We start from the raw sequence: 21,533 nt of genomic DNA, 5'->3' as shown, positions 1-21,533 counted from the left end.
CGAACTCACCGTTGCCTGGGGAGGCTGTGGGAGTTCGCCTTCGATCATTGACACCGATCGTAAGAAAGCTGCGGCGTGAGCCGGTCAGCTGAAAACTGGGGAATCTCATGGGGAACATCGTCATCGACGAGACCGCTGTTCGTCGCGCCAGGACGCCGCTGCATCGGCGCGTGATCGCGATCGGCGCGCTGATCGCGGTCGCTGCCGCGATGCTCATCGCCACGCAGCCCGAGACGGCCTCCGCGGCGAGCCCGTGCGGTCCCGACGTCAACGCGATCGTGTGCGAGAACCAGAAGCAGGGCACCGATCCCGAGGAGTGGGACATCTCCGGCGCGGGAGACCCCAGCATCCAGGGCTTCGCCACCGACATCAGCGTCAACGTGGGATCGCGCGTCGATTTCAAGATCGACACCGACGCCGCTCAGTACTCCATCGACATCTACCGCACCGGCTGGTACCAGGGGCTCGGAGCCCGCAAGGTCGACTCGGTCGTGCCGTCCGCCACGCTCCCGCAGATCCAGCCCGAGTGCATCTCGGACACCACCACCGAGCTCTACGACTGCGGCACCTGGGGAGTCTCGGCCTCCTGGAACGTGCCGTCCGACGCGGTGTCGGGCGTCTACATCGCCAAGCTCACGCTCGCTGACGGCGGAGCGAGCCACATCATCTTCATCGTCCGCAACGACGGGAACACGTCGGACGTCGTCTTCCAGACCTCCGACCCGACCTGGCAGGCCTACAACACGTACGGCGGCTCGGACTTCTACCAGGGCGCCGCCAACGGCCGCGCCTACAAGATCAGCTACAACCGTCCGTTCGCCACCCGTGGTCACGAGAACGGACGCGACTTCTACTTCGCGAGCGAGTACGCCACCGTGCGGTTCCTCGAGCGCAACGGCTATGACATGAGCTACATCGCGGGCGTCGACACGGATCGCGACGGCGCTCAGCTGCTCAACCACGACGTGTTCCTCTCGGTCGGTCACGACGAGTACTGGTCGGGAGCGCAGCGCGCCAACATGGAGGCGGCCCGCGATGCGGGAGTGAACTTCCAGTTCCTCACGGGCAACGAGGGGTACTGGCGCACCCGCTACGAGCCGTCCGTCGACGGTGCGAGCACCCCGTACCGCACGCTCGTCTCGTACAAGGAGACCTGGGGCAACGCCAAGATCGACCCGGCGACGGAGTGGACCGGCACGTGGCGTGATCCCCGTTTCGCCGACGCCTCGGCGGGAGGCCACTCGCCCGAGAACGCGCTGATCGGCACGATGTACATGGTCAATCACGACGACCTCCCCGTGACGGTGTCGGACCGCGAGGGCAAGCTCCGGCTGTGGCGCAACACTCCGCTCGCGTCTCTCTCCTCGGGCTCGTCGGCGGAACTCGCGCCGCACACCGTCGGCTACGAGTCGAACGAGGACATCGACAACGGCTTCCGGCCCGCGGGACTCGTGCGCCTGTCCACAACCGTCGGGCCGACCCCGCAGTACCTCACCGACTACGGCAACACCGTCGTGCCCGGCACGACCAAGCACCACCTGACCCTCTACCGCGCCGACAGCGGCGCCCTCGTCTTCTCCGCAGCCAGCGTGCAATGGGGCTGGGGACTCGACCAGACCCACGACGGCGACGGTGCGCCCGCCGATCCGCGCATGCAGCAGGCGCAGGTCAACCTGATGGCCGACATGGGCGCGCAGCCCGGCTCGCTGATGTCGGGGCTCGTCGCCGCGACGGAGTCCGGCGACACCACGGCACCCGTCACCACGATCACCTCGCCGGCCGCCGGCACCACCGTCGCGAACGGGACCGGCATCACCGTGACCGGAACCGCGTCGGACGCCGCGGGTCAGGTGGCCGGTGTCGAGGTCTCTCTCGACGGAGGAGCCTCCTGGCACCCGGCCGAGGGTACGACGTCGTGGACGTACACGGGTCTGCAGCAGGGGCACGGAGCGGTGAACGTGGTCGCCCGTGCGATCGACGACAGTGGGAACTTCGCCGAGCAGGGCACGTCGCTGCCCGTCACCGTGGGGGGTCCGTACTCCGCGCTCGGCGACGTGGTGCCCGCAGTCGCCTCCGCCGACGACGCGCAGGCGGTCGAGCTCGGACTGCGATTCACTCCGGACGTCGACGGCTTCATCGCCGGCGTGCGCTTCTTCAAGGGCGCGGCGAACACCGGGCAGCACACAGGATCGCTGTGGGATGCCGCGGGGAATCGCCTGGCCACCGTGAGCTTCGCCTCGGAGACGGCGGAGGGCTGGCAGTCCGCGCAGTTCCTCACCCCCGTCCAGGTCGTCGCCGGTCAGCAGTACACGGTGTCGTACACCGCTCCTGCCGGCGGATACTCGATGCAGGCGCTCTACTGGCCGTACACCACGGCCTCGTCGCCGGTCGCGGTGAACCCCGCCGTCGGCGCTGCCGCGCCGGGCGTCTTCGGCGCGGCCGGAACCTTCCCCTCGTCGACGTGGAAGGAGTCGAACTACTTCGTCGACGTGCTCTTCACCAAGTCCGACACCTCGCCGCTGCGGATCTCGGGTCGCACTCCTGCCGCCGGCGTGTCGAGCGTGGCGCTCGACGCCTCGATCACCGCGACGTTCACGCGCGCCGCCGACCCGGCATCCGCCTCTCTCTCCGTCGCGGATCCCGCAGGGCACGCGGTCGACGGAACCGTCTCCTACGACGCCGCGACCAAGACCGTGCGCTTCGCCCCGGTCGCCGCCCTCTCGCCCCGGACCGCATACACGGTCACGGCGCACGCCACCGACGTGCTCGGTGTCGGTCTCGCCGAGGACTCGACGTGGACGTTCACGACGAGGGCCGCCGACCAGGCGGCGGGTGAATGCCCGTGCAGCCTGTTCAACGAGAGCCGCGTGCCCGTCATCCCGTCCGAGACCGAGCACGTCTCCGTGACGCTCGGTGTGAAGTTCACGGTCGCGGAGGCGGGGACGATCACCGCCCTCAAGTACTACCGCGGTGCGGCGAACACCGGTGAGCACACCGGAACCCTCTGGGACGCCGCAGGAAACGTGCTCGCGACCGCTGCCTTCCAGAACGAGTCGACGGCAGGATGGCAGACCGCGACGCTGAGCACCCCCGTGGCCGTCCAGCCGGGCACCACCTATGTGGCCTCCTACGTCGCCCCGAGCGGCGGCTACTCGGCGACGCCGGGCATGTTCAGCACACCGTACTCGCGCGGTCCTCTGTCGGTTCCGGCCGAGGGCGCGGTGTTCACCTACGCGGGCGGGTTCCCGACCGGCACCTCGACGACCGACTACAGCGTGGACGTCGTGTTCGCCCCGACGACTCCCGTGGCGGCGCTCGTCTCCACCTCGCCCGCGAACGCGGCGACCGATGTGTCGCGCACGGCGAACGCCTCGGCGACGTTCACGGCCTCGATCCGCGACGACTTCTCCGGCGTGGTCAGCGTCGGCGGGCAGAACGTCGCGGGATCGTGGACGACCTCCGCGGACGGCAAGACCGTCACGTTCGATCCGACCGCCAAGCTGCCGGCCGGAGCCGTCGTGAACGTGAGCCTGACCGGCATCCACGGCGTCGACGGCGTCTCGGCCCCCGACGTGTCCTGGTGGTTCCAGACCGCCGGTGAGAACGCCGTCGAGACCGTGCTCGGGGGCAGCCTTCCGGCCAGCACCGAAGCGGCGGGCACGGCGTCGGTCGAACTCGGCATGGCGTTCACCGCATCCGTTCCGGGTTCTGTGACCGCGATCCGCTTCTACAAGGCCGAGGTCAACACCGGCACGCACGTGGGATCGCTGTGGAACGCGAACGGCGACCGGATCGCCCAGGTGACGTTCCAGGCCGAGACGGCGTCGGGATGGCAGCGGGCCGAGCTCAGCACGCCCGTGACGCTGACGCCCGGCGAGGTGTACACGGTCTCGTACCTGGCGCCGCGCGGCGGATACTCCTACACCTCGGGCGGATTCGCCTCCCCGGTGACCAACGGACCGCTCACGGCCATGAGCCCGGACAACGGCCTCTACCGGTACGGCACCGGCGGAGTCGCACCGAAGAGCAGCTACAACTCGTCGAACTACTTCGTCGACGTCGAGTTCGTGCCCGGCGGCCCGGCTCTCGCGGTCCAGACCCGCGTGCCTGCGAACGGTGCCCAGGACGTGGCGGTCGGCGCGCCCGTCACCGCCACCCTCAACCGCGCTCCGTCCGGTGAGACCGTCGCGATGACGGTGTCGGGACCCGCGGGCGCGCTGAACGGGACGGTGTCGGTCGACGCGCAGACGCGCACGGTGACCTTCACGCCGGTGGCTCCGCTCGCTGCGGCCACGTCGTACACCGCCACGGTGACCGTCGACGGCCTCGCCCTCGACAGCTGGAGCTTCCTGACGGCCGAGCCCGCGACCAGCGGCGATGTGCAGAACCTCTTCGGACGGCAGGCTCCCGAGGTCGCCGCGGCGATCGACGGCTCGTCGGTCGAGGTCGGGACCGCGTTCACTGTGGCGAAGCCCGGAACCGCGACCGCGATCCGGTTCTTCAAGGGAGCCACCAACACGGGCGCCCACCGAGGAACGCTGTGGGGGCCGAACGGCGAGGTGCTCGCACAGGTGCAGTTCGCCGCCGAGAGCGCATCCGGCTGGCAGCGCGCCGCACTGACGACTCCGGTCGCGCTGCAGCCTGGCACGACATACGTGGTGTCGTACCTCACGAGCACCGGATACGCGTACACGAGCCAGTACTTCGCGACGGCGAAGGTGTCGGGAGACATCACCGCCCCGGCGTCATCGAACGGACGCTTCTTCTACGGAGCGAACGGCGGCTACCCGACGTCGAGCTGGAACGCGTCGTCGTACTTCGTGGACGCCGAGATCGACTTCGGCACCGCGCCCGCGAACCCGACGACACCGGCCCCGACACCGGGCCCGACTCCGACTCCCACGCCGACACCGACGCCGACTCCGACCCCGACTCCGACGCCGACCCCGGAGCAGCCCGCGCCGGTGACCGTCGCGGTGACGCAGGCCGCTCCGGCACGCGACGCGAACGAGGTCGCACCCACCACCACCGTCACCGCCGTCCTCGGCGCAGACGTCGCGTCGAGCATCTCGGTCACCGGCCCCGCCGGTGCCGTGGCGGGGGCGTCGACCTACGACGCGTCGACCCGCACCGTCACCTTCACTCCGACGACGCCGCTGGAGTGGGCCACGTCGTACTCGGCGACGGTCGCCGCATCGGGCGCGACCGTGACCGACGCCCAGTGGTCGTTCCAGACCGCGGCGGCGCCGGTGACCGTCGACGCCGCGACCATCTTCGGCGATCAGCTGCCGCAGCATGCCGCATGGGAGGAGAGCATCGCCGTGCAGGTCGCGACGAGGTTCTCGGTCTCCGCAGCCGGCACCGCCGAGGGGATCCGTTTCTACAAGGGCGCAACCAACACGGGTGCTCACACCGGCTACCTCTGGAACGCAGCAGGGGAGAAGATCGCGGAGATCGAGTTCGTCGGCGAGACCGCCGACGGCTGGCAGACCGCGCGCTTCACGACCCCTGTGGATCTGCAGCCCGGGGTCGAGTACCGGGTCGGGCTCCACAGCACCACTGGCCGTTACGCGGTCGATATCGGTACGCTGGCGACGGAGACGGTGGTGGGGCCTTTCACCATCCCCGCGTCGGGAAGCTCGTACAGCTATTCACGGGAGCACCCGGCGGCAACATCGGTTCACAATTACTGGGTCGACGTGCTGTTCGTCGTCGCTGGCTGAGGCTGTTCGTCTGAGGGGGCGGCAGTGATGGGGGAGAAGTGTGACTGAAAGACTGAACGTCGCCGTCGTGGGCGCCGGATACTGGGGACCGAACCTGGCGCGGAACTTCCGCGCCAGTCCCGACTGGAACCTCGCGGCGATCTGCGACCTCGACACGGAACGGGCGCAGCGCGTCGCGGACTCCGTCGGGGGAGTGCCCGTCTCGGGCAGCCTCGACGAGGTGCTCGCCGACCCGGGCATCGACGCGGTGGCGATCGCCACTCCCGCGCGGACGCATCACGCGATCGTGCTCGCGGCCCTCGAAGCCGGCAAGCACGTCATCGTCGAGAAGCCGCTCGCCGACACCCGTGAACGCGGCCTCGAGATGGTGGAGGCCGCCCGTGAGCGCGGCCTCGTGCTGATGGCCGACCACACCTACTGCTACACCCCCGCCGTGCTGAAGATCCGCGAGCTCATCGCCGACGGGTTCCTCGGCGACATCCTCTTCATCGACAGCGTGCGCATCAACCTGGGTCTCATCCAGCCCGACGTCGACGTCTTCTGGGACCTCGCTCCGCACGATCTGTCGATCATGGACTTCATCCTCCCGGGCGGACTGGATGCGTCGACGGTCGCGGCTCAGGGCGCGGACCCCCTCAAGACCGGCAAGTCGTGCGTCGGGTACCTCACGCTTCCGCTCGCGGGCGGCGCGATGGCGCACATCCACGTCAACTGGCTCAGCCCGACGAAGATCCGGCAGATGGTCATCGGCGGCACCAAGCGCACGCTGGTCTGGGACGACCTCAATCCGCAGCAGCGACTGAGCGTGTACGACCGCGGTGTCGACCTCGCCCTGCAGTCGAAGGAGTCGAGCACGACGGCGACCGCCCGCGATGCGAACATCTCGTATCGCCTCGGCGACACCTGGTCGCCGGCGCTGCCCGAGCGCGAGGCCCTCGCCGGCGTCGCCGCCGAGTTCGCGGGTGCGATCCGCGAGAAGCGCGACGCCCGCACCAGCGGTGCGGCCGGCCTCCGGGTGCTCTCGGTGCTGGAGGCCGCCGCGGGCAGCCTCCGTGCGGCCGGTGCGCCCCACCCCATCGACACGACCAACTGAACGGAACACGACACATGACGAATCTCGAAGGGGCGAGCATCCTCGTGACCGGCGGCGCCGGCACCATCGGGTCGACTCTCGTCGACCAGCTCCTGGATGCCGGCGCGGCGAAGGTCGACGTGCTCGACAACCTCGTGCGCGGACGCCGCGGCAACCTCGAGGACGCTCTCGCCTCGGGGCGCGTCGAGCTCATCGACGGTGACATCCGCGACGGCAAGCTCGTCGACGAGCTCGTCGCCGGCAAGGACGTGGTCTTCCACCAGGCCGCGATCCGCATCACGCAGTGCGCCGAGGAGCCTCGGCTCGCGCTCGAGGTGCTCGTCGACGGCACATTCAACGTCGTCGAGGCGGCGGCGAAGCACAAGGTGAGCAAGCTGATCGCGGCGTCCAGTGCCTCGGTGTACGGCATGGCCGAGCAGTTCCCGACCGATGAGCGGCACCACCACGAGAACAACGACACCATCTACGGTGCGGCGAAGACCTTCAACGAGGGTCTCGTGCGGTCGTTCCGTGCGATGCAGGGACTCGACTACGTGCTCCTGCGGTACTTCAACGTGTACGGCCCGCGCATGGATGTGCACGGCCTCTACACCGAGGTGCTGGTGCGGTGGATGGAGCGCATCGCCGACGGCAAGCCGCCGCTGATCTTCGGCGACGGACAGCAGACGATGGACTTCGTGTGCGTGCCCGACATCGCGCGGGCGAACGTGCTCGCGGCGCAGAGCGACATCGTCGAGGGCACGTACAACATCGCGAGCGGCACCGAGACGAGCCTGCTGGAGCTCGCCGAGGCGTTGCTGCGCGTCATGGGCTCCGACCTCGGGGTCGAGCACGGCCCCGAGCGCGCGGTCAACGGGGTGGCTCGCCGACTCGCCGACACCACCGCTGCCCGCCGCGACTTCGGATTCGAGGCGACGACGGGTCTGGAAGACGGACTGCGTCAGCTCGTGCAGTGGTGGGAGCCGCTGCGCGAGGAGATCGCCGCCGGACGCAAGGTCGATTCCTGATGGCCTCGCGCATCAACGTGATGATCCCCTGGCTGAGCCAGGAGGAGTCCGATGCCGTCGCCGAGGTCATCGCGAGCGGCTGGGTCGCACAGGGCCCGCGCGTCGCCCGCTTCGAGGAGGAGTTCGCCGCCGCCATGCAGGCGCCCCACGCGGTCGCGGTGACGAGCTGCACGACGGCGCTGCACCTCGCCCTGATCGTGGCGGGGGTGGGCGAGGGCGACGATGTCATCGTGCCGTCGTTCTCGTTCATCGCGAGCGCGAACGCCGTGCGTTACGTGGGAGCCAACCCGGTCTTCGCCGACGTCGACGAGACGACCGGCAACGTCACGGCCGCGACGGTCGCCGCCGTCCTCACCCCGGCCACGAAGGCGGTCATGGCCGTCGACCAGGGCGGGGTCCCGGTCGATCTCGACGCCATCCGCACGGTCACCGATCCGCACGGGATCATCATCGTCGAGGACGCCGCCTGCGGCGCCGGATCGACGTACAACGGTCGTCCGGTCGGCGCCGGAGCAGACATCGCGGCCTGGTCCTTCCATCCGCGCAAGCTCCTCACGACGGGCGAAGGCGGCATGATCACGACGTCCCGCGAGGACTGGGCGCGCCGCGCCAAGCACCTCCGCGAGCACGCGATGAGCGTCTCGGCGGCCGACCGTCATCAGTCGGTGCTGCCGCCGGAGGAGGAGTACTCCGAGGTCGGCTACAACTTCCGCATGACCGACCTGCAGGCCGCCGTCGGACTCGTGCAGCTGGGCCGACTGCCCGCGATCGTCGCGCGTCGCCGCGAGATCGCGTCCCGCTACCAGGACGCGATCGCCGAGATCCCCGGACTCCGTGCGGTCACGGACCCGTCGTACGGCACCGGCAACTACCAGTCGTTCTGGGTCGAGGTCGAGGACGGCTACCCGACGGATCGCGAAGGACTGCTCGAGGCGCTGGCGCTGGCCGACATCTCGGCGCGCCGCGGGATCATGGCCTCGCATCGGCAGCCGCCGTATCGCGAACTGGCCGCGGACAGCGTCCTGCCGATCACCGAGCGGCTCAACGACCGCACCCTGATCCTTCCGGTCTATCACTCGCTGTCCGCAGAGGACCAGGAGCGGGTCATCGCCGTGCTGCGCTCGCCGGGCGGTCGGTCGGAATGACGCAGGACGTTCTGCTCGTGGGGGCGAGTGGACTCGCCAGGGAGGTGCTGGCGGCCGGCATCACCGGTGTCGTCGGCATCCTCGACGACTCCGAGGCGCTGCAGGGCCGAGTCGTCGGCGGTGCGGAGGTCGTCGGGGACATCGCGCACGCCGCGCAGCGCGATGAGCTGCTGCTCCTCTGCGTCGGTCCGGGAGCGGGTCGTCGATCCATCGTCGCGCGGCTCGACGCGCTCGGCGTCCCGCCCGAGCGCTACACGACGTTCGTCGCCGCCTCGGCCCGTGTCGGCGCGTCCAGCTCGATCGGTGCGGGCAGCATCCTGCTCGACGGGGTCGTCGTCACGGCGGACGCGTCGGTGGGCAGCCACGTGGTGGTCATGCCCTCGAGCACCATCACGCACGACTGCGTGATCGGCGACTTCGCCACCCTCGCCGCCGGTGTGACCCTCGGCGGCAGCGTCCGGGTGGGCGTCGCCGCCTATCTGGGTATGAACGCGTCGGTCCGTCAGGGACTCCGCATCGGCGACACCGCGACAGTGGGCATGGGAGCCGTCGTGCTCGCCGATGTCCCGGCCGCTCAGACCTGGGCCGGAGTGCCCGCACGACCCTTGGGAGAACACGCGTGAGCCAGCAGATTCCTTTCCTCGACCTCGCGTCGCAGCAGGCGGAGATCGCCGACGAGGTGCTCCCGATCTGGCGCGAGCAGTTCCTCTCCGCCGGATTCATCGGCGGCAGGCACGTCGCGGCGTTCGAAGAGGAGTACGCGGCATACATCGGGGTCGAGCACGTGATCGGCGTCTCGAACGGCACCGACGCGCTCGAGCTCGCCTTCCGCGCCGTCGGCGTGAGCGCGGGCGACGAGGTCGTGATGCCGGCGAACACGTTCATCGCCACCGCCGAGGCCGTGTCGCGCATCGGTGCGGTTCCGGTGTTCGTGGACGTCGACCCGCAGCACCTCCTGATCGATCCCGACGCGGTCGAGGCCGCGATCACCCCGCGCACCCGGGCGATCGCGCCCGTGCACCTGTACGGGCAGACCGCGCCCGTCGAGCGGATCCTGCCGATCGCGCAGGCGCACGGCATCGACGTCGTCGAGGATGCCGCGCAGTCGCAGGGCGCGTCGTCGACGGCCGGCCGCGCCGGAGCACTCGGCAGGGTCGCGGGAACCAGCTTCTACCCGGGCAAGAACCTCGGCGCCGCCGGCGACGCGGGCGCCGTCATGACGAACGACGCGGCGGTGGCCGAGGTCATCCGCAACCTGGCGGCCCACGGCAGCTCGGTCAAGTACGTGCACGACCGGATCGGCATGAACGCGCGGCTCGACGCCGTCCAGGCGCCTGTGCTCAGCGCGAAGCTGCGCCGGCTCGACGGCTGGAACGCCGCCCGCCGCGCCGCGGCCGCGCGCTACACCGAGCTCCTCTCCGAGATCGACGGCGTGCAGACGCCGATCGTGCGCGAGGGCAATGAAGACGTCTGGCACCTCTTCGTGGTGCAGGTCGACGACCGCGAGCAGGTCATGGCGAAGATGGCCGATCGCGGTGTGGGCGTCGCGATCCACTACCCGACGCCCGTGCACCTGACCGATGCGTACTCGTTCCTGGGCGGTGCTCGCGGTCAGTTCCCCGTGGCCGAAGCCGCCGCGGACAGGATCCTCTCGCTGCCGATGTTCCCGCACCTCACCGCACAGCAGCAGGGCACCGTGGCAGACGCCCTCCGGTTCGCCGTCAGCGGGCGGTGACGATCTCATGATGCAGCGCGAGCCGTCAGAGGCGCTCCGCACGCGCCCGACCGCCACCGTGGTCATCCCGTGCTACAACTACGGCCACTTCCTTCCGGCGTCCGTCGCCTCCGCGCTCGATCAGGAGGGTGTCGACGTCGATGTGGTGATCGTCGACGACGCCTCACCCGACGGGAGCGTCGAGGTCGCACGGGCGTTGGCCGCCGCGGACCCGCGGATCTCGCTCATCGCCCATGAGACCAACAAGGGGCACATCCTCACGTACAACGACGGTCTCGCGACGGCGACCGGCGACTACGTGGTGCTTCTCTCCGCGGACGACCTGCTCACGAAGGACGCCCTCAGCCGGGCGCTGGCCCTGATGGAGCGGCACCCCGAGGTGGGGCTCGTCTACGGTCCCGTCGTCATCTTCGACGAGGTGCCGCCGGCCGAGAAGTCTGCGCCGTCGGAGGAATGGGTCGTGTGGGGCGGACGCGAGTGGGCCGACCGGCTCTTCCGCTACGGCGTCAACGTGATCAAGTCGCCCGAGGCCGTCGTGCGCACGAGTGTCCTGCGCCAGGTCGGTCTCTACGACCCCGAGCATCCGCATGCGGGAGACCTGCAGATGTGGCTGCGGATCGCGGCCGTCTCGGATGTCGGGTACCTGCCCGGCGTCGTGCAGGCCTGCTACCGCCAGCACACCCAGAACATGCACAGCGCGGTGTTCGGCACGGACCAGGTGCGCGGCATGGTGACGGATCTCCAGCATCGGCTCGACGCCTTCACGACCGCAGCGTCCTCGTTCGGAGAGGCGGAGCGTCTCGCGACGCAGATCAGGCTCACCTCGGCGCGTGAGGCGATCGATCTCGCATCCCGCGCCTATGTCTGGGGGTTCACCGAGACGTGGCCCGTGGACGAGTTCGTCGAGTTCGCGCGGCAGCAGGATCCCGCCGTCGACGAGACGACCGCCGGGCGGGCCTTCCGACGCCGTCGCACCGTCGGCCCCCGCCTCTCTCGCAGGAACCCGCTCTTCGTGCTCCGCGAGCGGCGCCTCACCGGCGCGCGGCGGGCGGCGGAGGAGCATGTCGTCGCCCTGGGGCTGCCCGGATGACGGCGCCGACCCGTCGCGCCCGCCCCGACGGCGGGGATCGGACATGAGCAGGACCCTGCACGCAGTCGCCGCGAGGATGCTCACGCTTCTGGTCTCGGTGGTGGATCTGTCGCCCGGGATCGTCCGTTACGGCATCGGACGGGATGTCCGTACGCGGGTGCTGCGCCGACCCGTGAGCGCGCTGATCGGCGGAACCGTCGCCGTCGAGGAGGCAGCGCCGGAGGGCGCCGTCTCCGCCGGGGACGCCTCGTCGACCTCCGCCGGGGACGCCTCGTCGACGGTGGTGCTCGCCACGCGTTCTCTCGGCACCGGCGGCGTCGAGGCGGTGATCGCCACGCTGTCCCGGTTGCTGCCGAGCCACGGCCACCGGGTGGTGGTGCTGTGCACGCGCGGCGGAGCCACGGCCGAGTCGCTCGCCGCGGACGGGATCGCTGTGTCCGTGGTCGACGACCCGGCGGCGCTCGCGGCTTCCCTCGGCGCTCTCCCCGGTCCCGCGGTCGTGCAGCTGCACAACGCCCCCGAGTGGTTCGCCGACGTCATCCATTCCCTCTCGATCCCGATGGTGCCCGTGTTCCACACCACCGACGTCGATCTCTCCGACGCGGACTGGCGTGCACAGCGCGTCGTGGTCGACCGGGCCGCAGCGGTGATCGCGGTCAGCGAGACGGTCCGAGCGTTCTGCGCCTCGCGTCTGGGCGTCGCCCCTGGGCGCATCAGCGTCGTGCCGAACGGCGTCTCCTTCCCCGCGCTGAGCTATGCGGAGATCACCGACGCGCGGGCCCGGCTCGCGACGCTCTTCTCGGCGTCCCTCGACGGCGATGCGGTGTTCGCGAGCCTCGCCCGCTATAACATCCAGAAGAACATCGCCGGGCTCGTCGCCGCATTCCTGCACGCCGCTGAGCGGCGAGACGACATCCGGCTGGTCGTGGCCGGACCGATCGACGACTGGATCGAGTACGCCCTCGCCGACTCGATGCGGCGTGCCAGTCGCCATGCGGATCGGGTGCTGCTGCTGGGGCCGAGCACCGCGCGGACGGTGCTGGCCGCCTCGGACGCGTTCGTCCTGGATTCGTTCTTCGAGGGCTGGCCGATCGCCGCCAGCGAGGCCGCACGCGCCGGACTTCCTCTGGTGCTGTCCGACGCCGGCGGTGCGTCCGAGCTCGTGGGAGACCCGCAGATCCGCGGTCGCAGGGTGGCCAATCCGGCGGCGGCAGGGGCCGGGATCGAGGTGAGCGACATCCGTCGCGCTCGGCGCAGGCCGTTCCGGCAGGTCAATCGTGACGAGCTGTCCTCGGCGATCAGCGCTGTGGCCGCGGACGGCGACTCGTGGCGCCGCCGGCGTGACGAGCTCGTCGGCGAGTCGTCCTGGCTCGACGCCGACGAGATGGTCCGGCGCCACGCCGGACTGATCTCGACGATCGGACGGGACTGACATGAGCGGCACCGCACCGGGCGCAGACGACCCGATCCCCGAGTCCGAAGACGGCGGCTCCGTCGGCAGCAGGACGGCATCAGGGGTCATCTGGGTGACCGTGCAGAAATGGGCGATCCGGATCGCCGGCTTCGTCACGATCGCCATCCTGACGCGACTGCTCAGCCCCGCCGACTTCGGGGTCGTCGCCGCCGCATCGACCGTCCTGCCTTTCTTCTATCTGCTCGCGGACCTCGGGTTCGCCGCGTACATCGTGCAGGCCAAGGACGTCGGACAGCGGATGCTGAGCACGGGCTTCTGGTACTCCTTGGTCGCGGGCGTGGTGCTGTGCGGGATCATGGTGGCGATCGCGCCGGTGCTGGGATTCGCGTTCCAGGCGGATGACGTGGTTCCCGTGATCCGCGCGCTGTCCGTCTGGGTCGTGATCACGGCGGTCGCGTCGGTGCCGACAGCGCTGCTGCGTCGGCGGATGAGCTTCGCGACGATCGCCCGCCAGGGAGTGATCGCGGCGGTCGTCGGTCAGGCGACGGCGATCGCGATGGCTTTCGCCGGCGGGGGTGTGTGGGCCCTGGTCGGTCAGTCGCTCGCGTCGGCGGTCGTCGGTGCGGTTCTGGCCTGGATCGCCGCCAAGTGGCGCCCGAGCCTCGCCTTCTCCCGTTCGGAGTTCACGCAGATGGTGACCTTCGGCGGCAAGGTGCTCGGCGTCGAGTTCGTCGCGATGCTGCGCGCATGGGCCGAGGCGGCGATCATCACGAACACGCTGGGGATCGCGGCCCTCGGGTACATGAACATCGCGCAGCGTCTCGTGCAGATCGCCCAGGACCTCGCCGGAGGCGCGCTCGTGCCCGTCACGACCGTGGCGTTCGCGAAGGTCCGCGAGTCGTCGGAGCGGCTGAAGAACGCCTACGACCGCTCGCTCCGCGCGACGTACGCCCTGCTGTCGCTCCCGCTGCTTTTCATCGCCGTCACCGCGCCCCTCCTGCTGCCCATCCTGTTCGGCCCCGGCTGGGGGGAGAGCTATCCGGTCGCGCAGATCCTCGCGCTGGCCGCGACCCTCACCGTCGGCGCATCGCTCGATCACGGCCTCTTCTACGGGTTGGGGCGTCCGGGGCTCTGGTTCGTCTATGCGATCATCGTCGACACCGTGACCGTGGCGACCACGGCGGTGGTCGCGCACTGGGGGCTCTCCGCGATCGCGCTGGGCTTCCTGGGCGTCGCGCTCGCCGCGACGCTCGCGCGCTGGTATCTGGTGCCCATCATGCTGAAGGGGTCGTTCCGGATCCAAGCCCGTCAGTTCGCGATGCTGCTGGCGCTCGTCGCGATCACGGGCGGCACCGGCTGGCTGGTCGCCGGGGCGACGGAGCAGCTGAACCCCTTCGTGTCGGTGCTCATCGTGGGGTCGTCGATGACGGTCGTGCATCTGGTCGGGGTCAGGCTGTTCGCCCGACCGATCTACGCCGAGGTCGGGCAGTTCCTCGGGCGTTCGTCGTTCGTCGCGCGTCTCCGCCGCCGACCGGGAACGGCGGCGAACCCGTGAGCTCCTCGACCACTCCTCGCGCACCGCGTCCCGACGAAGGGCGCGGCGGTCGGCTGCGCGCACGGTGGGCATCCGCATTCTTCGGAACCGTGGTGACGCTCACGGATCTCGTGCCGCCGCACTTTCGCTACGGCTACGTCCACGCGCTCACGCGGCGGGCGTTCCGGCATCCGCTTCCGGTGCTCGGCGCGAACGTCGGCGCTCCGACGTCGGCCCCCGGCGTGCGCGAGGCGGCACCGCAGGCGACGCTCACGTGCGCTCTGCTCACCGGCTCGATGGACGTCGGCGGCATCGGCTCGGTGGTCGAGATGCTGGCGACGGGGCTCGCGGCGACGGGCGTGCGCCCGGTCGTCGTCTGCACGGCCGACGGAGCGCGCGCCGATCGGCTGCGCTCCCGGGGGATAGAGGTGAGGGTCGTCGAGGAGACGACCGCGTTCCCCGCGCTGGTCTCCCTCGCGCCCGACGTCCTCGAGCTGCACGGTGCGCCGGAGCTCCTCGAGAACGCCGCGATCTCATCGGGCATCCCGATGGTCCCGGTCTTCCACAACACCGAGATCCACTACTCGAGAGCGCGGTGGCGCCGTCTCGAGCGGTTGCTCGAGCGGTCCGCGGCGGCGGTCGCGGTCAGCGAACTCGTGCGCGAGTTCCACGCCAGACACCTGCCGGCCGCCCTCGGCGGTCGCATCCACGTGGTCGCGAACGCGGCTGCCCACGCCTCCGCACCGTCGGATGCCGAGCGCGCAGAGGCCCGCGGCGCACTGGCGGCCGCTCTCGGCCGCGATCTGTCCGAGGACGTCGTCCTCGTGTGCCTCGCCCGCTACGACTCGCAGAAGAACGTGGCCGGACTCGTGGCGTCGTTCCTGTCCGGCACGACCGACCCGCACGTGCGCCTCGTGGTCGCCGGCGAGCCCTCGGACTGGGCCGAGGTGCGGCGCGCGGAGGCCATCCGCGGGTCCCATCCTGCAGGCGACCGGGTCGATCTGCTCGCCAGCTCCGACGCGCGGACGCTCCTCGCGGCCGCCGACGTGTTCGTGCTCGACTCGTTCTTCGAAGGGTGGCCCGTCGCGGCGACCGAGGCCGCGGCCATGGGGCTGCCCCTGGTGCTGAGCGACTTCGGCGGGGCACGCGAACTGGTGGACAGAGACCCCGAGCACTCGGTTCTGGTCGCCAATCCCTGCGGACGTGCCGACACCGTCACGGATGCCGCGGTCGCCCGAGGTCGTCGTCGAGCCCGTCGCCAGGACAACGCCGTCGTCCTGGGCGCGGCGATCGATCGGGTCGTCGCGGACGTGCGATCCGGCTCCCGACCGGCCGCGGTCGACACGGGAGCGCAGATGGACGCCATGATGGAGGGACACGCGGCAGTGCTCCGCGCGGCGTCCGCCGACGCAGGGGGAGAACCGGTCGTCGATGAAGAGCAGGTCGAGAGGGGTCGGCAGTGAGTCGTTGGAACGGTGCGCTCGCCAAGGTGAAGCGCGCACGGGAAGTCGGAGGGCGGGGTATCGCACAGCGCATCGCGCAGCGCGCGTACTTCAAGACGGGTGCGGCGGAGCTGCTGTTCAACCTGGCGTTCGAAGACATCCTGACCGAGGCCCCGGAGACCCTGCCGGTGCCGGAGACGCGTCCCACGAAGGGCGAGCCGATCGCGGTGGGGTGGGTCTCGACCCCTCCGGCGCCGGGATCGGGGGGCCACACGACTCTGTTCCGCATGGTGCAGGCGCTCGAGGCCCGAGGCCACCGGTGCGTGCTCTTCCTCTATGACAAGCACGGCCTCGACGTCGAGGCCGTGACAGCCGTCATCCGGCACCACTGGCCGCACATCCGCGCCGAGATCCGCGACATCACCGGCGGCGTCCACGGTGTCGACGCGATCGTCGCGTCCGGATGGGAATCGGCCCACCTGATCGTGAAGTACGGCGCGCAGCCGCTGCGCCGGCTGTACTTCATCCAGGACTACGAGCCCTTCTTCTACGGGATGGGCGCGGAGCACGAGTTCGCCGCGATGACCTACCGGCTGCCGTTCCGTCGTATCGCGCTCGGCGAGATGCTCGACGGCATGATCCGCGAGGAGACGGGGCTGGCGAACGACGTCGTGCCGTTCGGATGCGACTCCGTCGCATACGGCCTCCCGCCCGCGGGGACGACGAGGACCGGGATCGTCTTCTACTGCCACCCCGGGCATCCCCGACGCGGATACCAGCTCGCCAGGGTGGCCCTGCGGCGCTTCCACGAGCTGCACCCCGAGCAGGAGATCCACGTCTACGGCGATGCTCCCCGCGATCTGGACTTCCCCGTGACCTTCCACGGCCGGCTCACCCCCGCGCAGCTGAACGACCTGTACGGGCGCACGATCGCGGGCCTCGCGATGTCCTTCACCAACATCACCCTCGTCGCCGAGGAGATGCTGGTGGCCGGCAACATCCCGGTGGTGAACGACATGGCGCTCGCGAAGCTGGTCCTCACGAGTCCGTCGGTGCGATGGGCGCAGCCGACGGCGGCGGCGCTCGCCGACGCGCTGAGTGAAGCCGTGTCGGCGACCGACATCGAGGAACGGGCGCAGGCGGCATCCGCCTCGGTCGTCGGCCGCTCGTGGGAACCGACCAAGGACGCAGTGGTGCGCATCATCGAAGAAGAGGTTTACGGCTCATGAGCTCTCCCCACATCCTGATCATCGTGCAGAACCTGCCGGTGCCGCTCGACCGGCGCGTGTGGCTGGAATGCCAGGCGCTCGTCAATCGGGGCTACCGCGTCAGCGTGATCTGCCCGAAGGGGCCCGGTGACCCGGCCTTCCAGCACCTCGACGGCGTCGACATTTACAAGTACCGCCCTGCCCCCGAGGCGGAGGGACTCCTCGGATTCGCGTGGGAGTTCGCCTACAGCTGGGTACGCACGGCGTGGCTCTCCCTCAAGGCCTGGCGGCGCGGCCGCTTCGACGTGATCCAGGCGTGCAACCCGCCGGACACGTACTGGCTGCTCGCCGCGCTCTGGCGTGTGCGCGGGGTGAAGTTCATCTTCGACCACCACGATCTCAACCCCGAGCTGTTCATCTCGCGGTTCGGACAGCCGAAGGGCGTCCTGCGCAAGCTCGAGTACGCGGGGCTGCGCTGGCTCGAGCGTCGCACGTTCCGCGGAGCGGACCGCATCCTGTCGACAAACGAGTCGTACAAGGCCGTGGCGGTGCGTCGAGGCGATCGTCGAGAGGGTCACGTGACCGTGGTGCGCAGCGGCCCCGACACGCAGCAGATGCGACCCATCTATCCCGAGACTCCGCGGAACCTCGGCGACGTCGAGCTGGTCTACCTCGGCATCATGGGCCCCCAGGACGGCGTCGACCAGGCGCTGCTGGTCATCGACGAGCTCGTCAACGGGCGGGGCCGGACCGATGTCAAGGCCACCATGCTCGGCTTCGGCGACTGCCTCGAGGACCTCAAGCGGCAGACGACGGCGCTCGGTCTCGACGATCACGTCACGTTCACCGGTCGCGTCGACCGCGTGGCGATCGCGGAGTACCTCAGCCGGGCCGACATCGGTCTGTGCCCCGACCTCAAGACCCCGCTCAACGACCTCTCGACGATGAACAAGACGATGGAGTACATGTCGTACGGCCTCGCCGCCGTGTCGTTCGACCTCGTCGAGACCCGGGTCTCGGGAGCCGACACGGTGCAGTACGTGCCGTCCGGCGACATCATGGCGTTCGCGGACGCCGTGGAGGCGCTGATCGAGGACCCCGCCCGACGGGTGGACCTCGGTGTCCGCGCTCGTGACCGCGTGTCGGCGGAGCTCGACTGGCGACCCCAGGCCGAGGCGTACGTCGCGGTCTTCGACGAGCTCACCGGGTTCTCGAAGCCGGGTCCCGCCGTGCCTCCGACCGAGACCGTGGGGGAGGCCGATGCGCAGGGCCGCCGCTATGTGCCGCTCGACGACGCGGCCGAGTTCGCCCGCTTCCTCGAAGAGCGGAGGGCCCGGTGATCCGCACCGAGTTCCATCACCTCCTCGCCGGAGCGGCCGCGCACACCCCGGATGCCGCGGCGCTGACCTACAAGGACGCGACAGTGTCGTACGCGCAGGCGTGGCGGGCCACGGAGGCCGCCGCGGCGCAGCTGCAGTCGGCAGGTCTCGGCAGAGGCGACCGCGTCGCGATCTACCTCGAGAAGCGTCTCGAGACGGTCTACGCGTTCTTCTCGGCGACCGCGGCCGGCGGCATGTTCGTGCCGGTCAACCACGTGCTCAAGACGGCGCAGGTCGGGCACATCCTGGTCGACAGCGGTGCGCGAGTGCTCGTGACCTCGGCGGACAGGCTCACGCAGCTCGCCGAGACCCTTCCCGGCACCGCGATCGAGACGGTGATCGTGGTCGGGCCCGAACCCCGGACCGTTCCCGACGGCATCCGCGTGCATCTCTGGGACGACGGACAGTCCGAGGCGGGCCGACCGGCGGTGGTGCCGGTGATCGACGGCGACCCCGCGGCGATCCTCTACACCTCGGGGAGCACCGGCCGTCCGAAGGGCGTCGTGCTCAGTCACCGCAACCTCATCGTCGGCGCCGAGAGCGTGTCCTCGTACCTGCAGAACGCCCCCGACGACGTGATCCTCAGCGCGCTGCCTCTCAGCTTCGACGCCGGTCTGAGCCAGGTCACCACGGCGTTCGCCGTCGGGGCGCACTGCGTGCTCATGAACTATCTGCTGCCGAGGGAGGTCGCCAAGCTCTGCGCGCGTCACCAGGTCACCGGTCTCACCGGGGTCCCGCCGCTGTGGCTGCAGCTCCTCGACATCGCCTGGCCCGATGAGGCCACGCGCAGCATCCGCTACTTCGCGAACACCGGCGGACGGATGCCGCGCACGGCGCTCGACCGCCTGCGCGAGATCTTCCCCGGCGCGCGGCCGTACCTGATGTACGGCCTCACCGAGGCCTTCCGCTCGACGTATCTCGATCCCGCCGAGGTCGACCGCCGCCCGGACTCGATCGGCAAGGCCATCCCGAACGCCGAGGTGCTGGTGCTGCGCCAGGACGGCACCGAATGCGCGCCGGGCGAGGAGGGCGAGCTGGTGCACCGCGGTGCCCTCGTCGCACTCGGATACTGGAACGATCCCGAGCGGACCGCGGAGCGCTATCGCCCCGTCGTCAAGGAGGGCCACGGTTGGCGCACTCCCGAGACCGCGGTGTGGTCGGGCGACACGGTCGTCGCCGACGACGACGGGTTCCTCTACTTCGTGGGCAGGAAGGACGACATGATCAAGACCTCGGGGTACCGGGTCAGTCCGACCGAGATCGAGGAGGCCGTGTACGCCACAGGTCTCGCCCGCGACGCGGTCGCGATCGGCGTCGAGGACGCCGCTCTCGGGCAGCGCATCGTCCTGGTGGCGACCGCGAGCGGGGACGAACTCGACCCCGCGGCGCTCACGACGGCACTGCGACAGCGCCTGCCGCAGTACATGGTGCCGTCGGACATCCGGGTGCGGGTCGAGCTCCCGCGTTCGCCCAACGGCAAGTTCGACCGCAACCTGATCAAGAGCGAGGTGACGGCATGAAGCCGCACGAGCACGCCGAGGCATTCGGCAGCATCGACGGAGAGCTGCGCATCGGCGGGATGCCGCTGAGTCGCATCGCGGCGCGGGTCGGGTCGACCCCCTTCTTCGCCTACGACCGCGGTCTTCTCGACGCGCGTGTGGCGCGCCTGCGCGACGTGCTGCCGCCCGCGATCGAGCTGAGCTTCGCGATGAAGGCCAACCCCATGCCCGCCGTCGTGCATCACCTGGCGAGCAGGGTCGACCGCATCGACGTCGCCTCGGCGCTCGAGATGCGCACGGCGCTGGACTCGGGCATCCGTCCCGATCGGGTCAGCTTCGCGGGGCCGGGCAAGGTCGCCGCCGAGATCCGCCAGGCCGTGGCCGCGGGGATCATCGTCGAGATCGAGTCGGCGACCGAGCTCGCCCGCGTCGCGGCGGCGGGGGAGGAGCTCGGCCTCACCCCCTCGATCGCGGTGAGAGTGAACCCGGACTTCGCCGTCAAGGGTTCCGGCATGCGCATGGGCGGCGGTCCGCAGCAGTTCGGCATCGACGCCGAGCAGGTCCCCGAGGTGCTCGCACAGGCCGCGGGTCTGGGCGTCGACGTGCTCGGGTTCCACATCTTCGCCGGGTCGCAGAACCTCAATGCCGACATCATCGCGGAGGCGCAGCGGCGCACGGTCGACCTGGTCAGCGTCCTCGCCGAGGACCTCGCGGGCGAACTGCGCTACCTCAACCTCGGCGGAGGGTTCGGCATCCCCTACACGGAGCGGGATCGACCGCTCGATCTGGACGCCGTGGGGCAGAGCCTCCACGAACTCGTCGACGACGTGATCGCACCGAGATTCCCTCACGCGAGTCCGGTGATCGAGCTCGGCCGGTACCTGGTCGGCGAGTGCGGCGTCTACGTCACCCAGGTGGTGGACCGCAAGGTCTCGCGCGGACGGACGTTCCTCGTCGTCGACGGCGGCATGCACCATCAGCTCGCCGCCTCCGGCAACTTCGGACAGGCGATCCGCCGCAACTATCCCCTCGTGGTCGGAAACCGCATCAGCGAGGCCGGCGGCGACGAGGGCGTGAACGTGGTCGGCTGCCTGTGCACCCCTCTCGACCTGCTCGGCGATGATGTGAGCCTGCCCCCGGCCGAGATCGACGACATGGTCGTGATCTTCCAACAGGGCGCCTACGGGCTCACCGCGAGTCCGACCGCATTCCTGGGGCATCCGGCTCCCGCCGAGATCCTCGTCTGACCCCTCATCCACCAAGG

14 protein-coding genes are annotated in these 21,533 nt (G+C 70.2%); all 14 read left to right on the top strand.

All coding sequences use genetic code 11. The features are described from left to right. Positions 1-107 precede the first annotated feature (107 nt). The 14 genes from OD997_RS17920 to OD997_RS17855 are packed head-to-tail and all read left to right on the top strand — an operon-like array spanning position 108 to position 21,516. Positions 108-5,723, top strand: coding sequence for a DUF4082 domain-containing protein (locus tag OD997_RS17920; protein ID WP_434332902.1), 5,616 nt, complete (start codon positions 108-110; stop codon positions 5,721-5,723). Between the two features lie 40 nt (positions 5,724-5,763). Next, complete coding sequence (locus tag OD997_RS17915; RefSeq protein ID WP_434332901.1) at positions 5,764-6,816, top strand: Gfo/Idh/MocA family protein; 1,053 nt, start codon at positions 5,764-5,766, stop codon at positions 6,814-6,816. 14 nt (positions 6,817-6,830) lie between these two features. Further along, positions 6,831-7,823 carry an NAD-dependent epimerase/dehydratase family protein gene (locus tag OD997_RS17910; RefSeq protein WP_434332900.1) on the top strand — a complete coding sequence of 331 codons (993 nt, stop codon included), beginning with the start codon at positions 6,831-6,833 and terminating at the stop codon, positions 7,821-7,823. Next, the gene (locus OD997_RS17905) at positions 7,823-8,968 is read left to right on the top strand and encodes a DegT/DnrJ/EryC1/StrS family aminotransferase (protein ID WP_434332899.1); all 1,146 of its coding nucleotides are present in this window, start codon (positions 7,823-7,825) and stop codon (positions 8,966-8,968) included. The genes OD997_RS17910 and OD997_RS17905 overlap by 1 nt, the downstream gene beginning before the upstream one ends. Then, positions 8,965-9,591, top strand: a complete 627-nt coding sequence (locus tag OD997_RS17900) for a NeuD/PglB/VioB family sugar acetyltransferase (protein WP_434332898.1) — start codon at positions 8,965-8,967, stop codon at positions 9,589-9,591. Before OD997_RS17905 ends, OD997_RS17900 begins: the two co-directional genes overlap by 4 nt. Beyond that, positions 9,588-10,703 carry a DegT/DnrJ/EryC1/StrS family aminotransferase gene (locus OD997_RS17895; RefSeq protein ID WP_434332897.1) on the top strand — a complete coding sequence of 372 codons (1,116 nt, stop codon included), beginning with the start codon at positions 9,588-9,590 and terminating at the stop codon, positions 10,701-10,703. Before OD997_RS17900 ends, OD997_RS17895 begins: the two co-directional genes overlap by 4 nt. Positions 10,704-10,710: 7 nt before the next feature. Continuing rightward, entirely contained in the window at positions 10,711-11,793 is a 1,083-nt protein-coding gene (locus tag OD997_RS17890) for a glycosyltransferase (RefSeq protein ID WP_434332896.1), read from the top strand. Positions 11,794-11,836: 43 nt separating this feature from the next. After that, a complete protein-coding gene (locus OD997_RS17885; protein ID WP_434332895.1) occupies positions 11,837-13,225 on the top strand; it encodes a glycosyltransferase family 4 protein in 1,389 nt (462 codons plus the stop codon). Position 13,226: 1 nt separating this feature from the next. Further along, positions 13,227-14,762 carry a lipopolysaccharide biosynthesis protein gene (locus tag OD997_RS17880; protein ID WP_434332894.1) on the top strand — a complete coding sequence of 512 codons (1,536 nt, stop codon included), beginning with the start codon at positions 13,227-13,229 and terminating at the stop codon, positions 14,760-14,762. Next, positions 14,759-16,204 carry a glycosyltransferase family 4 protein gene (locus OD997_RS17875; RefSeq protein WP_434332893.1) on the top strand — a complete coding sequence of 482 codons (1,446 nt, stop codon included), beginning with the start codon at positions 14,759-14,761 and terminating at the stop codon, positions 16,202-16,204. The genes OD997_RS17880 and OD997_RS17875 overlap by 4 nt, the downstream gene beginning before the upstream one ends. Further along, complete coding sequence (locus OD997_RS17870) at positions 16,201-17,412, top strand: rhamnosyltransferase WsaF family glycosyltransferase (protein WP_434332892.1); 1,212 nt, start codon at positions 16,201-16,203, stop codon at positions 17,410-17,412. Before OD997_RS17875 ends, OD997_RS17870 begins: the two co-directional genes overlap by 4 nt. Continuing rightward, the gene (locus OD997_RS17865) at positions 17,409-18,731 is read left to right on the top strand and encodes a glycosyltransferase family 4 protein (RefSeq protein WP_434332891.1); all 1,323 of its coding nucleotides are present in this window, start codon (positions 17,409-17,411) and stop codon (positions 18,729-18,731) included. Before OD997_RS17870 ends, OD997_RS17865 begins: the two co-directional genes overlap by 4 nt. After that, positions 18,728-20,290, top strand: a complete 1,563-nt coding sequence (locus tag OD997_RS17860; RefSeq protein WP_434332890.1) for an acyl-CoA ligase (AMP-forming), exosortase A system-associated — start codon at positions 18,728-18,730, stop codon at positions 20,288-20,290. Before OD997_RS17865 ends, OD997_RS17860 begins: the two co-directional genes overlap by 4 nt. Beyond that, complete coding sequence (locus tag OD997_RS17855) at positions 20,287-21,516, top strand: pyridoxal-dependent decarboxylase, exosortase A system-associated (protein WP_434332889.1); 1,230 nt, start codon at positions 20,287-20,289, stop codon at positions 21,514-21,516. Before OD997_RS17860 ends, OD997_RS17855 begins: the two co-directional genes overlap by 4 nt. Positions 21,517-21,533: the final 17 nt, after the last annotated feature.

It is taken from the genome of Microbacterium sp. CGR1, assembly GCF_051062835.1.
Lineage (GTDB): Bacteria > Actinomycetota > Actinomycetes > Actinomycetales > Microbacteriaceae > Microbacterium.
Note: the sequence above shows the minus strand (reverse complement) of the source record. Positions and strands in the feature narration are given on the sequence as shown.

Coding starts and splice junctions, on each gene's coding strand:
- OD997_RS17920 (WP_434332902.1), top strand. CDS start 108: ATGGGGAACATCGTCATCGACGAGACCGCTGTTCGTCGCGCCAGGACG.
- OD997_RS17910 (WP_434332900.1), top strand. CDS start 6,831: ATGACGAATCTCGAAGGGGCGAGCATCCTCGTGACCGGCGGCGCCGGC.
- OD997_RS17905 (WP_434332899.1), top strand. CDS start 7,823: ATGGCCTCGCGCATCAACGTGATGATCCCCTGGCTGAGCCAGGAGGAG.
- OD997_RS17900 (WP_434332898.1), top strand. CDS start 8,965: ATGACGCAGGACGTTCTGCTCGTGGGGGCGAGTGGACTCGCCAGGGAG.
- OD997_RS17890 (WP_434332896.1), top strand. CDS start 10,711: ATGATGCAGCGCGAGCCGTCAGAGGCGCTCCGCACGCGCCCGACCGCC.
- OD997_RS17885 (WP_434332895.1), top strand. CDS start 11,837: ATGAGCAGGACCCTGCACGCAGTCGCCGCGAGGATGCTCACGCTTCTG.
- OD997_RS17880 (WP_434332894.1), top strand. CDS start 13,227: ATGAGCGGCACCGCACCGGGCGCAGACGACCCGATCCCCGAGTCCGAA.
- OD997_RS17865 (WP_434332891.1), top strand. CDS start 17,409: ATGAGCTCTCCCCACATCCTGATCATCGTGCAGAACCTGCCGGTGCCG.
- OD997_RS17855 (WP_434332889.1), top strand. CDS start 20,287: ATGAAGCCGCACGAGCACGCCGAGGCATTCGGCAGCATCGACGGAGAG.